At 42.6% G+C, this 13,344-nt stretch carries 12 protein-coding genes; 1 reads left to right on the plus strand and 11 read right to left on the minus strand.

Features of this window, described 5'->3' with window-relative positions; genetic code table 11:
• Positions 1 to 2: 2 nt before the first annotated feature.
• The 4 genes from pyrF to proC form a co-directional block, all read right to left on the minus strand.
• Positions 3 to 929 carry an orotidine-5'-phosphate decarboxylase gene (gene pyrF / locus ACQRCC_RS11465; RefSeq protein ID WP_427850911.1) on the minus strand — a complete coding sequence of 309 codons (927 nt, stop codon included), beginning with the start codon at positions 927 to 929 and terminating at the stop codon, positions 3 to 5.
• Entirely contained in the window at positions 922 to 2,214 is a 1,293-nt protein-coding gene (locus ACQRCC_RS11470) for a dihydroorotase (RefSeq protein WP_427850912.1), read from the minus strand. The genes pyrF and ACQRCC_RS11470 overlap by 8 nt, the downstream gene beginning before the upstream one ends.
• Before the next feature lie 36 nt (positions 2,215 to 2,250).
• On the minus strand, positions 2,251 to 2,838 hold the full coding sequence (locus ACQRCC_RS11475) for a TetR/AcrR family transcriptional regulator (protein WP_427850913.1): 588 nt from the start codon (positions 2,836 to 2,838) through the stop codon (positions 2,251 to 2,253).
• 123 nt (positions 2,839 to 2,961) lie between these two features.
• A complete protein-coding gene (gene proC, locus ACQRCC_RS11480) occupies positions 2,962 to 3,756 on the minus strand; it encodes a pyrroline-5-carboxylate reductase (RefSeq protein WP_427850914.1) in 795 nt (264 codons plus the stop codon).
• Positions 3,757 to 3,966: 210 nt separating this feature from the next.
• On the opposite strand from proC, the gene ACQRCC_RS11485 reads away from it, so the two are divergent.
• Positions 3,967 to 4,629: a GntR family transcriptional regulator gene (locus ACQRCC_RS11485; protein ID WP_427850915.1), complete on the plus strand. Its 663-nt coding sequence runs from the start codon at positions 3,967 to 3,969 to the stop codon at positions 4,627 to 4,629.
• 32 nt (positions 4,630 to 4,661) lie between these two features.
• On the opposite strand, the gene ACQRCC_RS11490 is transcribed toward ACQRCC_RS11485, so the two are convergent.
• The 7 genes from ACQRCC_RS11490 to ftsE all read right to left on the minus strand — a co-directional run bounded on the left by ACQRCC_RS11490 (position 4,662) and on the right by ftsE (position 13,341).
• Entirely contained in the window at positions 4,662 to 5,735 is a 1,074-nt protein-coding gene (locus tag ACQRCC_RS11490; RefSeq protein ID WP_427850916.1) for a M24 family metallopeptidase, read from the minus strand.
• A gap of 105 nt (positions 5,736 to 5,840) precedes the next feature.
• On the minus strand, positions 5,841 to 8,216 hold the full coding sequence (gene hypD, locus ACQRCC_RS11495; protein WP_427850917.1) for a trans-4-hydroxy-L-proline dehydratase: 2,376 nt from the start codon (positions 8,214 to 8,216) through the stop codon (positions 5,841 to 5,843).
• Between the two features lie 4 nt (positions 8,217 to 8,220).
• The gene (locus ACQRCC_RS11500; protein ID WP_427850918.1) at positions 8,221 to 9,132 is read right to left on the minus strand and encodes a trans-4-hydroxy-L-proline dehydratase activase; all 912 of its coding nucleotides are present in this window, start codon (positions 9,130 to 9,132) and stop codon (positions 8,221 to 8,223) included.
• A gap of 172 nt (positions 9,133 to 9,304) precedes the next feature.
• The gene (locus tag ACQRCC_RS11505) at positions 9,305 to 10,504 is read right to left on the minus strand and encodes a S41 family peptidase (RefSeq protein ID WP_427850919.1); all 1,200 of its coding nucleotides are present in this window, start codon (positions 10,502 to 10,504) and stop codon (positions 9,305 to 9,307) included.
• 12 nt (positions 10,505 to 10,516) lie between these two features.
• Complete coding sequence (locus ACQRCC_RS11510) at positions 10,517 to 11,686, minus strand: murein hydrolase activator EnvC family protein (protein ID WP_427850920.1); 1,170 nt, start codon at positions 11,684 to 11,686, stop codon at positions 10,517 to 10,519.
• Positions 11,687 to 11,756: 70 nt separating this feature from the next.
• Positions 11,757 to 12,665: a permease-like cell division protein FtsX gene (gene ftsX, locus ACQRCC_RS11515; RefSeq protein WP_427850921.1), complete on the minus strand. Its 909-nt coding sequence runs from the start codon at positions 12,663 to 12,665 to the stop codon at positions 11,757 to 11,759.
• A complete protein-coding gene (ftsE, locus tag ACQRCC_RS11520; protein WP_427850922.1) occupies positions 12,655 to 13,341 on the minus strand; it encodes a cell division ATP-binding protein FtsE in 687 nt (228 codons plus the stop codon). The genes ftsX and ftsE overlap by 11 nt, the downstream gene beginning before the upstream one ends.
• Between the last annotated feature and the right edge of the window lie 3 nt (positions 13,342 to 13,344).

The following is a 13,344-nucleotide window of genomic DNA, read 5'->3' on the forward strand; positions in this document are numbered from 1 at the left end:
TCTTAACGATTTTCTAATGCACCCCTAATGTCTGCCACCATATCTTCCACAGCTGCACGTGATGCATCTCCAAAAGCCATCTCTCCATATTCAGCATATTTTTCCTGTTTGTATGCTGCAATAATTCCACGGGAAGAGTTTACTATCGCACCCAGCCCATCTTCATTAAAGAAATGTACCAGATCCTTTCCTTTGCCTCCCTGAGCACCATATCCCGGAACCAGGATATAGGACTTCGGCATGATCTTGCGAAGCACTTTTCCCATCTCAGGATAGGTTGCACCAACTACTGCACCAATATAGCTGTACTCATCTCCCATACAGTCTTCTCCCCACTGAGCAACCTTTTCGCCAACCAGTTCATAGAGTGGTCTTCCGTCGATCATCTGATCCTGGAACTCTCCGCTGGAAGGATTAGAAGTCTTAACCAGAATGAAAAGACCTTTTTTCTCCTCTTTGCAGACATTTACAAATGGATTCACACCATCAGATCCAAGGTATGGATTAACCGTTACAAAATCCTCGTCAAATGGCGCATAGGTCTTGCTTCCTACCTGTACCTTTCCGATATGGCCTACAGCATAGGCTGCAGATGTAGAGCCAATATCACCTCTTTTAATATCGCCGATAACTACAAGGCCTTTCTCTTTACAGTAGTCAACCGTCTTTTTAAATGCTTCCAGTCCCGGAATTCCAAACTGTTCATACATGGCAATCTGAGGCTTAACTGCCGGAATCAAATCATATGTCTTATCCACAATCTCTTTATTAAACTGCCAGATTGCTTCTGCTGCACCCTCCAGTGTCTCTCCAAACTGTGCAAACGCTTTGTCCTGCACATGCTTTGGAATATAATTTAACATCGGATCCAGTCCGACAACGATAGGTGCTCCTGTTTTCTTAATATTGGAAACTAACTGATTAATCAATGGTTCTTCCTCCTTCGTATACAATTTTTCCGCCAACGATGGTCACTGCAACTTCTCCTTTTACCTTTCTTCCCTGAAATGGCGTATTTTTCCCTTTGGATAAAAATGTTTTCTTATCAATCACATATTCTTTGCGCGGATCAAAGATTACCACATCCGCTATCATTCCTTCTGATACGGATCCCTTATCGGAAAGTCCCAGTATCTTCGCCGGATTATAGCTCATCTTCTCTGCCATCTGCATTGGTGTAAGAACTCCCTTATCAACCAGCTCTGTATATGTCAGCGCTGCGGATGTCTCGATTCCCACAATTCCAAATGCTGCCAGCTTCATAGTTCTGTTCTTTTCTGCCTCGGCATGTGGTGCATGATCTGTAGCAATCACATCCATAATATTATTTTTCAGTCCTTCTCTCAGCGCCTCCACATCTTCCTTACTGCGAAGCGGCGGATTCATTTTAAAATTGCCGTCATCTGACGGGATATCATCGGATGTGAGGATGAAATGATGCGGACACACTTCTGCGGTTACCGGGAGTCCTTCTTCCTTTGCAAGCGCCACCATCTTCACGCTGTCTGCCGTAGAACAGTGGCACAGGTGAAGCTGTACACCGGTTTCCTTGGCAAGCAGAATATCTCTTGCTGTAATTACGTCTTCTACGCTGTTCGTAATACCCTTTAACCCCAGACTCTCTGCCTTTGCATCCGCATTCATGACACCACCTTCTACCATGGTAATGTCTTCACAGTGAGCAAATACAGCCAGATTCTCTTCTTTTGCAATCTTCATTGCACGGCGGTAAAGAGATGCATTCATCACAGATTTGCCGTCCTCGCTGATAGCATGACAATCCTGCGCCGCCATCCCACGTATATCAGCCAACTCTTCTCCCTTCTGTCCCACCGTGACTGCCCCCAGCTGAATCACATTGGTCAGGGATTCTCTCTTAGCTCTATCCTGCACTTCTTTTACTTTCACACCATTATCAATAACCGGCTTCGTATTCGGCATAGCACAGACAGTCGTCACACCTCCTCTGACAGCGGCTCTTCCTCCCGTCTTCAGAGTCTCTTTATATTCCAGACCCGGATCACGGAAATGCACATGGAGATCAATAAAGCCCGGCATTACATAACATCCCTCAGCATCAATCACCCGATCTGCGGGAGTATCCAGGTTTTCTCCCATCCCTGTAATTCTGTCCCCGTCAATTAATACATCACATATACCATCCTGTCCGGTCAAAGGATCAAGGACGTGCCCGTTTTTAATTAAAATTGTCATAATAGTTTCCTTTCCTCAATGCTCTCATTTTAACTTTTATTCTTCCCTGACTCTGAAATACTCCATCAGAATCGGCATATATTCTTTGCTGTATTCTGCCAGCGAATAATCTCCCCTGTTGAGGCACCAGTCAGACACCAGCGCACGCTCACAAAGCGAATAATACTTGGTAATCTCCTGAATGGATTTCTCACGATTAATCTGATTTCTCACATGCCCCTCTTCCACAATTCGGCTTACCAGCTTATAGTATGTCCGATTCTGGTCCAGAAGATGCCGTTCTCCCTTTGCAATCAGCTGCGTCGAATACAGGGAAGCCAGCAAATTCACCTCAATATTCTGCTCCATATATTTGTGTGCTTCATAGTTCAGAAACATCAGCTTGTCAAAACTGTTCATCTCCGGGTCAAGTCTTTCTTCCAGCTGTACATAATACTCATCTAAAATTGTGGAGAGTGTGTCGAGCAGAGAATCCTTACTTACAAAATAATAATAAAAAGACCCTTTTGACGTATCTGACAGCTTAATGATATCCTCTACAGTTGTATTATCATATCCCTTTTCATAAAATAATTTCCAGGCAGCCTCAACAATTCTGCGCTTTACATTCTGCTTTTCGGCCAAAATCTATTACCTCCTGCAATAAGATAATCGAAAAAGACCGGTATGCGGAACACACACCAGCCTCTTTCTCAGTCAACATCTACGCGAACATTGTTATGTTTCCACGTAGACAGTATATCCTATCTACATTCCTTTTGCAATATCTACACAAGCCATCATTGCTTCAATCACAGAACTGCGGAAGCCTTTCTGCTCCAGTACACGAACAGCTTCGATAGTTGTTCCTGCCGGTGAGCAAACCATATCTTTCAGTTCTCCCGGATGTTTTCCCGTATCAAGAACCATCTTCGCACTTCCCATAACTGCCTGAGCCGCAAATTTATAAGCCTGCGGTCTTGGCATTCCGCCGGAAACAGCCGCATCTGCCATTGCTTCGATAAACATAAACACATATGCCGGTGAACTTCCGCTTACCGCAACAACAACATCCATCAAATGTTCTCCTACAACCTCTACTTTACCAAAAGCAGAAAGAATTCTGCATACATAGTCCAGTTCTTCCTTTGTTACATGCTCATTCGCACATGCTGCCGTCATACCTTCCCCTACCATAGCCGGTGTATTCGGCATAGTACGTACGATCTTCACATCTTTTTCAAACTTTTCAGCAAGCCAACCCAGAGTTTTTCCCGGTGCAATTGTAACAATAATCTGTTCCGGTCTGACCAGTTCTTTTATTTCACTGATCACAGATTCATAATACTGTGGCTTTACAGAAAGAATAACTACTTCTGCCTTTTCTATAACCTCTTTATTGCTATCCGTAACATTGATTCCATAGAGTGCTTTCACCTTCTCGCGTCCCGGTGCAAATAAATCTGCCCCTATGATCTCTTCCGGTTTAAATACGTTACTCTTGATTACTCCGCCCATGATAGCTCCTGCCATATTACCTGTTCCGATAAATCCTAACTTCATGATTTCCCTCCTAAATTCGCCATATCTTGTATTCACTTTAATGTTTTGTATACATTTTCTATGTTTGTATACAATATAACATGTGTCAAAAGAAAAGTCAACATTTTTCTTAAAAAAGCACTGTTTTTCCTTGAAAAATCGTTCATAATTGTATACAATATCTCAAAGAAAACCAAATGAGCCATACTTTTTATGGCAGGGAGGACATTTATGGCTGAAAAAAGACAATCGCTTGCCGACCAGGCATACGAAATCATTAAAAACCGAATCATGAATCTGACCTATCCTCCGGGCATGCCTCTTACAGAGGCAAAATTGACCGAAGAACTGGGCATGAGCCGCAATCCGGTTCGTACGGCAATTAAAATGCTCCAGTCAGAAGGACTGATTGTGACAGATTATTACAAATCCATGACCGTCAAAGAAATCACCGATAAAGATATCAATGATATTTACCAGCTCCGCGAATTATTTGAAGGTGCTGCTTTCAAACTGATTTACGACAGCGGCAGGGCTGAAGAATATTCTTACCGCATTGAGACCAAAGTGGTACAGATGTGCGCGAAGGCAGGGGATATCTACGAATGGGAGCTGGCAGATACCCAGATGCATCTGGAGATCATCAGCATATTCGATAACGAACGCATCACGAAATTTTACGAATCCAACCTATATGAATTGGTACGTATAGGTTTGTATTCCGTCAAAAACGGAATGCGCATTGCTCCTACTAATGAAAATTTGAAAAAAATGGTAAATTACATGCGGAAAAATAATTATGAAAAAGCATTTGCGATTCTGAAAAAAGACCACTTTATGCAGGGCAAAGACAGGGCGCTGAACGGCACGGGGGACGGTTCTCTGTCCGATTAATCGGACAGAGAACCGTCCCCTTCCTCCATTGTCTAGAGCTCAATCAGCTCATGTGTAGCACTTATCAGGTTCTCATATCCATCCTTCGTGACAATACCCTGATCTTCAATACGGACGCCGCCCCAACCCGGAATATAAAGACCTGGTTCTACCGTCATTACGGCATTCTCCATAAGAATATTGCTGCAGTTTGCACCGATATTCGGCAATTCATGAACAAACAGACCAACTCCATGACCGATTCCTTTATAATGATACTGGAAATATTCTGTATCTTTAATTGCTTCCAGTGAAGCTTCGTAACATGAGATTCCCGTCACGCCTGCTCTGACAGCCTTCTCCGTATCTTCTGTCATGCGGCGGCAGAGATTATACACCTCTTTCTGCTTCTCATCTGCCTTTCCTACAACAACGGTTCTCGTCATATCAGATAAATAACCTTTATACTGACATCCATAATCCATCAGTACAAAGTCCCCATATTCTATTGCCTTATTTCCCGGAATTCCGTGAAGAAGTGAGGTTCTTGCTCCGGATATCAGGATTCCCCCATACGGCTTCGTATCCGCACCTTCCATTACCATGTAATGTGCCAGCTTCGATGCAAGTTCTTTTTCTGTCACACCTACCCGGATATCTTTCAAAATCAGATCAAATGCTCTCGATGCAATATCACAGGCAATCGTCAGATTTTTGATTTCTTCCGGGGTCTTCACCGCCCGGAATCCTTCAATAACATTCAATGTAGGTACGAACTCCGCCTCAGACTGATCCTGCATGGACTTCCATGCCCCAAAAGTCAGATAATCCTGTTCAAATCCAATCTTTTTCACTTGATTCATTTCTGCACAATGAGCAACTGCCGCCCCAATATTGTAACTAAAACCATTGCGCCAGTCTACAATCTCATAATCCGGGCATTCATAGGATGCCTGTTCTGTATATCTGGGATCCGTAAGAAAATACTGTTTTCCTTTTGTAATAAACAGATAAGAATCCTCACCAGTGTAAGCGCTGATACATCTGACATTCGCAGGCTTGGCCACATAAAAACCATCCAGTCCCTCTTTTTCCATATAAAGTCTTAATTGTTCTATACTTTTCATCTTTTTTACCTCCTGTCTGGGACGGGACGAGGGGGACGGTTCTCTGTCCCACTCTGTCCTTGTAAAAGGACAGAAGGACAGAGAACCGTCCCCTTATCCGCCGTCTTAATTAAAACTCTGTTCTGTTCTGTTAATAATCTCATCCTGCAATGCTTTGCTCAGATTTCTGAAGTGGTCACTATATCCTGCAACACGTACAATCAGATCCTTGTATTCTTCCGGATTCTTCTGAGCGGCAATCAAAGTTTCACGATCAATAACATTGAACTGAATATGATGTCCATCCATATTGAAGTAGGAACGAACCAGATTTGCCATCTGATCCAGTCCTTCTTCTCCTGCCACAACACCCGGAGTAAATTTCTGGTTCAGCAGAGTTCCTCCTGTCATCAGGTGATCCATCTTCGCACAGGATTTAATTACAGCAGTCGGTCCGTTGACATCGGCACCTTTCTCAGGTGAAATACCTTCTGAAACCGGTACATGTGCAAGACGTCCATTTGCACTTGCCAGCAGCACTTCACCGAAGTATACATGACAGGTTGTCGGAAGCATGTTGACACGATATGTTCCTCCAAGCATATTCTTTCTTCCGGTTACCTCACCCTGGTAGAAACGGAATACGCTCTTCATAATATCATCTGCGTAATCATCATCATTACCATATTTTGGTGTATGATTCTTTACAAGATTCAGGATTCTCTCATGTCCTTCAAAATTATCATCCAGCGCCTGCATGAGTTCTTCCATCGTAAATTTCTTCTCGTCATATACATTGTATTTAACTGCAGCCAGACAGTCTGTAATCGTTCCAATACCAACACCCTGAATATATTTTGTGTTGTATCTTGCTCCACCTGCATTGTAGTCCTTTCCTTTTGCAATACAGTCATTTGTAATGATAGAAAGGAACGGTGCCGGCATGTATTCTGCAAAAATCTTCTCGATTACATTACTTCCCTCAATCTTGATATCGATAAAGTATTTCATCTGTTTCTTAAATGCATCGAACAGTTCATCGTAGGTCTTGAATTCTGTAGCATATCCCAGTTTCAATCCCAGCTGTTTGCCTGACACTTTATCAAATCCATTATTTAATGTAAGCTCAAATACTTTCGGAATATTGAAATATCCTGTCAGGATGTATGCTTCATTTCCAAACGCACCTGTTTCGACACATCCGCTGGTTCCACCGCGTCTTGCATCTTCCAGCGACTTTCCTGCATTAAGAAGTTCCTGAATAACAGCCTCTGTATTGTAGAATGCAGGCTGTCCCCATCCTTTACGGGAAATTTCGCAGGCTCTCTTCAAAAACTTCTGTGGTGTCTTACGGCTGATCTGTACATTGGAACTTGGCTGAAGAAGCTTCATTTCATCCATACAGTCAAGAATCAGATAGCTGACTTCGTTGACACCATCTTCTCCTTCCGGTGTAATACCACCGGTATTCAGGTTGGCAAAGTCTGTGTATGTTGAGCTTTCTTTCAGTGTGATTCCTACCTTCGGAGGAGCCGGCTGATTATTGAATTTTACCCAGAGGCATTCCAGCAATTCCAGCGCTTTTTTATTGTCCAGGATTCCAGCCTCTACATCCTTCTCATAGAACGGATTCAAATGCTGATCAAGACGTCCCGGTGAGTACGCATCCCATGGATTCAGTTCTGAAGTTACTCCCAGATGAACGAACCAGTACATCTGAATTGCCTGCCAGTATGTCTCCGGTTTGTGTGCCGGTACTACATCACAGTTTGCTGCAATCTGAAGCAGCTCTTCTTTTCTCTTCGGATCAGCCTCTTTTTCAGCAAGTTCTCTCGCATATGCTGCATAGCGCTCGCCGAGTATCATAATAGCATCGCAGGCTTTAGACATACCACGAAGCTGATTTCTCTTGTCAAATGCTTCCAGGTCGTTCTGGAAATCCAGCGCATCAATTGCTTTCTGGATATCTTCTTTATAGTCCAGAAAACCTTTTTCATAAATTTTAAAAGATCCTACCGTATGTCCCGGTCCTCTCTGTTCCATGAACTCGGTAAAGAGACCTGCTTCATAACAATCTCTCCATTCCTGAGTCATATTCGCAACAATCTTAGAACGTGTAGAACGTTTATCCCAGTAAGGAATGACAACTTCTTCCTGATAACTGTAGTCTTCCTCTTTTACCTTAAAACTGATAAGCTCACGGTCATTCATTACATGCATGTCTTCTACTGTATGGCAGCATAATTCCGGGAAAGTCGGTGCAGCCTGCGGGCTGTCTCCCTTTTCTCCAACGATCAGCTCTCCTTCACCGATATAAAGTGTTTTAGTTGAGAAATAATCATACAGTACCTGTCCTCTTAATTCCGGAATGGACAACTGACCTTCATATTTCTTATAAGTTTCCGTCTCGCTCTTTGCTCTTTCCAGATCAATGTGCGGCTGTGTATTAACACTCAATTCCCGAAGTGCCTGTACACGTTCATTCATACCTCTTTTTCCCATGTCCTTAACCTCCTATTTTTGTGTTGTTGAATCCTGCTTTTTGGAACATTTCCATAAAGTGCTGCATTTCTTCTTTATCCGGCGTGCTTAAAAATTGTCCCTCATATTCCGTCTCAAGTCTTCCATATTTGCTGCTGCCGGTATTGTGGTAAGGCAGAAGATTTACCTGTGCCACATTTATATTATGAGTTTTCAGCCAGTCAATCACTGCCTGCATACTCATATCATCCGCATTCACCCCTTTTATCGTGGGAATTCTGATATAGATACGCCCCTGGTCTTCACTCAGTTTTTCCAGGTTCTCCAGTATCAGACTATTATCAACTCCAACGAATCTCTTATGTACTTCGTTGTCAATTGCCTTTATATCATACAGAAAAGTATTCACATAAGGGAGTATTCTCTTAAAATTCTCGTATGGCGCATACCCACAGGTATCGATCGTCACAGTTATTCCCTGATGATCCAGGGTTTTCACAAGAGCCTCTATGTAATCCATATTCATGCACATTACTTCTCCACCTGATAAGGTAACCCCTCCGCCGGACTGTTCATAAAACATCAGATCCTTTTTCAGCTCTTTGACCAGTTCTTTAACCTCATATTCCTTCCCGGCAATTTCTCTGATATTCAACAGACAATATTCTGTGCAGGTTCCGCACGCCTCACACAATACTCGATCTGTCACCATCTTGCCGTCTTCCAACCGAATCGCTCCATTCGGGCAGGCCTTTTCACAGGTTCTGCATACCACACATTTCTCGCGATTCGTAAGAACCTGCTTATTAAAATTCTGTGTCTCCGGATTGTGACACCACATACATTTCAAAGGACATCCTTTAAAAAAAACACTGGTACGGATCCCATCTCCGTCGTGAATGGAATATTTCTGTATATTGGTAACTAACGGCTTCATTTTGCTCTCCTCTTTGCATTTTAGACCACAGTTTGAACTCTGGTCTAATCATAACATACAAAGCCGAGATTGTCAATACTTTCACATGCCACAAAAAAAGACCGGGAACCTGAAATTTATTATAAAATCTCAAATTCCCAGCCATAGCATTTCCATAACTTTTGATTATTCTTTATAACTGACTTTTGATTATTTCCAAAGCTTTTTCCAACTGATTATCATAATCGGGGCGATTCTCATCCCACTCATACTCCACTTCTTCATCAGGTGTAATCCCCTCGCCATCTATACTTCTTCCTTTGGGCGTAAGATATTCTGCAATAGTCAGTTTCACGCAACTTCCATCTTTCAAATCATAAACCTGCTGGACTACTCCTTTTCCATAAGTCTGTGTGCCGACGATCTGTCCAATTCCATAATCCTGAATAGCGCCCGCATAAATTTCCGATGCACTGGCACTGTTGCCGTCTACAAGAACTACCAGCGGTTTGCGGAATTGATGTTCGTCATCCGAAGTATATTCTTCCACTTTTCCATTCTTATCCTTCACAGATACAATCATTCCCTCCGGAAGCATCTCATCCAGAATATCTACAACTACATCCAGGCTTCCTCCCGGATTTCCCCGGAGATCCACAACGAGTCCCTGTATCCCCTGATTTTCCAGTTCCTCAAGCGCAGTTATATACTGATCTTTTGTAACCGTGCCAAATTCTGACACACCGAGAACTCCAATATTGCCTTCCAATACCCGACTCTCTACTGTATGCGTCTGAATGACCCTTCGTGTAGCCGTCAACGTTATTTCTTTTCCATCCTCACCCCTGAGAACGGTCAGTTCAACCGTTGTTCCTTCTTCTCCCCGGACTTTATTTACAACCTCATTCAAATTCTTATCAAGTATATCCTTACCATCCACTTTATAGAGAATATCCTTTTCTTTTAAGCCCGCCTCTGAAGCTGGCGAATTCTCGTATACCTGAACAATTGTAATCAGACCGGTGGATTTATCCTGACTCATCAACGCACCTATGCCGCAAAACTCACCAGTAATGGCTTCGTTCAATTCTTTTGTTTCTTCTTCATCGTAATATGCAGAATACGGGTCCCCCAAAGCTTCTATATATCCTTTATATAATCCCTCCTGAAGTGCTTCCTCATCCACATCACCACGATAATAGTGATCAATAAGCGTTTTTAGAAGAGTAATTTTCGTTTCTTCTGACTTTCCGATCACTTCGCGGTTTTTCGACTGATTCTCACCTTCAGTTCCTCCTGCAAATTGCATCCCACAGGACAGGATTCCCATTACTAATAATACAGTAAGGGCGCCAAAAAGCGCCCCTTTTATAAATCCTTTATTTTGTTTCATGTCTTCTCCTGCTTACAGATATAATCTCGGGTCTACCGGAGTTCCATCTACATGCACTTCAAAATGAAGATGCGGTCCTGTTGATGCTCCCGTTGAACCTACCGCAGCAATATTCTGTCCACAGCTTACATACTGACCACTGCTTACATAGATTGCACTGCAGTGCTGATATAAAGTTGCAATATCACCATGGTTGATAACTAAATAGTTACCACGCACTGAGTTATATCCAACAGTTGTTACTGTACCGGAAGCCGCCGCATAAATCGGACTGCCTGATGCCGCCGCATAGTCGCGTCCTTTATGATTTGTACTTCCGATTCCTCCCGGAGACTGTCTTCCACCAAACTCACTGCTTATGTATGCGGACGGACACGGATTAATCAAACGCCCATTACCGCTTGCCGGAATAGATGGACCCGCCCCACCGGAACTACTGCTTCCACCACCTGAGCTGCTGCCACCGGAACTGCTTCCCGAACTCGAATTATTCCCTGATGCTGCTGCAGCTGCCTCCTGCTGAAGTCTCCTCTGTCTCTCTGCTTCTTCCTGCAATGCCTTCAGTTTTGCTGCATTCTCACCAATTTCTGCTTCCAGACTACTGATCTCAGCACTTTTGCTTTCAATCAGCTGCTGAACCTCTGTCTGCTTTGACTGAAGCTGATTCTGCATCTCTTCCAGATTTTTTCTTTCTTCCTCCAACACTCTCTGCTGTTCTTCCACGGATTCTACAGTCTTTTGGAACTCTATCAGCATATCTCTGTCATACTCGGAAATCTTGGTAATATACTCGGCATTATTCAAAAAATCTCCAATACTTTTTGACTCAAACAGAATTTCAATAAACTGAGTATTTCCATTTTCGTACATATACTTGATACGCTTTTTCATACTCTCATATTGATTATTTTCATCAATCTGCGCCTGAATCAGTTCTGTTTCTTTCTGATCAATCTCTTCCTGCTTGGTCGCAATATTCTGCTTTGTCTGCTCCATCTCATTAATAATCGTATTCAGTTGATCAGCTAATGCCTTCTTTTCGGACTCCGCTGCGCTCTTCTGCGACTGAAGCTCACTATCCTTCTGCTTTGCCTCATCAATAGTTGTTGCATGAACCTGAAGCACCATGCCAAATGACATCATCAGAACCAGCAAAAAACTCAATAATCTTTTTTTACGCATATCTCTTCTCCCTTTTTATTCTACCCTTACAAATTACTCTATATTCCATTTCTCCCACAAAAACAATCTTCTATACCTTCAGATGTTTGCGGATCGTAAATGTACTTCCTACAAAACCAATTCCCACACCAAGCGCAAGACCAACCGGAAGAAGTGTACGATAAACCTGCATAACCGGAAGGAATTCCATAATATTATTCAGCAAACTGAATTTCGTCATTACGTACTGCACTGCTTTATCATAAGCAAAATATAAAAATACCAACGGAATGATTGCACCGATCAAACCAATCACAAGACCTTCTATAACAAAAGGTGCCCGCACAAAACTATCTTTAGCGCCGATATATTTCATAATTGCAATCTCTTCACGTCTAACCGTAATACCCATGGTTACCGTATTGCTGATCAGGAAAATGGAAACTGCAAGCAATATAGCAATAATCGCAACCGAAACATATCCAATCAGTTTATTAATGCTGGTAAGAGTCTTGGCAACTACATCGGATTTATTTACCTTACGGACACCATCCAGTTTCTCCGCAAAGGCAACAACATCTTTCTGCTTTGCCACATCAGACATGTACACCTCATAGTTGTCAGAATTACCAAGCGGATTATCATCCTTAAATCCATCTGCCAAATCTGCAGACTCTTTAAAATAATCCTCTTTAAATGAATCCCACGCATCATCTGCCGACACATAATTCACTTCATTTACTCCATCATAATTCTTAAGCTCTTCACCAATTTTTTTAATCTGACTCTCAGTCGCATCTTCATCAAAAAATACCGTGATTGCAACTCCTTCTTCTGCTTTCTTAACAATATAATTAAAATTGGTTACGATAGAGAAGAATAATCCAAACAGGAAGATACATGCCGCCATAGTCGCAATAGATGCAACAGAGAACATTTTATTTCTTCCTATGTTCTTAAACCCCTGTTTTGTTGAATATCCGATTGTACTAATCCTCATTTCTATACCCACCTTTTTGCTCGTCGCTGACGATGACACCTTTCTTCATTGTAACTACTCGTTTTTGCATCTCGTTTACAATCTCCTGGTTATGAGTTACAACCAACACTGTCGTTCCCCTTTCATTTGCCTCTTCCAACAATTTCATAATCTCCCATGAATTCGTCGGATCAAGGTTACCAGTAGGCTCGTCAGCCAAAAGAATCGCAGGCTCGTTTACAATCGCTCTTGCAATTGCAACACGCTGCTGTTCTCCACCCGACAACTCCTTCGGATAGGATTTGTACTTCTGTGCAAGTCCTACCAGCGAAAGTGCTGCCGGTACCTTCTTCTTTATCACACGGGTCGGTGTTTCAACAACACGCTGTGCAAATGCAATATTCTCATATATATTTCTATCTTTCAGAAGCCGGAAATCCTGAAATACTACTCCGATACCTCTGCGGTACATAGGAATCTGTCTGTGTTTTAATCTTCCCAGATCCTGTCCATTCACAACAATTTTTCCCGATGTGGGCTCCAGCTCTTTCATGATCAGACGAATCAGTGTTGATTTACCGGAACCGCTGTCTCCTACAATAAAAACAAATTCGCCCCGTTCGATTTTCAAATTCACACCGTTCAGAGCAGCAACCCCTTTCGAGTACTCTTTCGTTACTTCTTTTAATTCAATCATACT

This window comes from Sporofaciens sp. SGI.106 (assembly GCF_050314255.1).
Taxonomy (GTDB): Bacteria; Bacillota; Clostridia; order Lachnospirales; family Lachnospiraceae; genus Claveliimonas.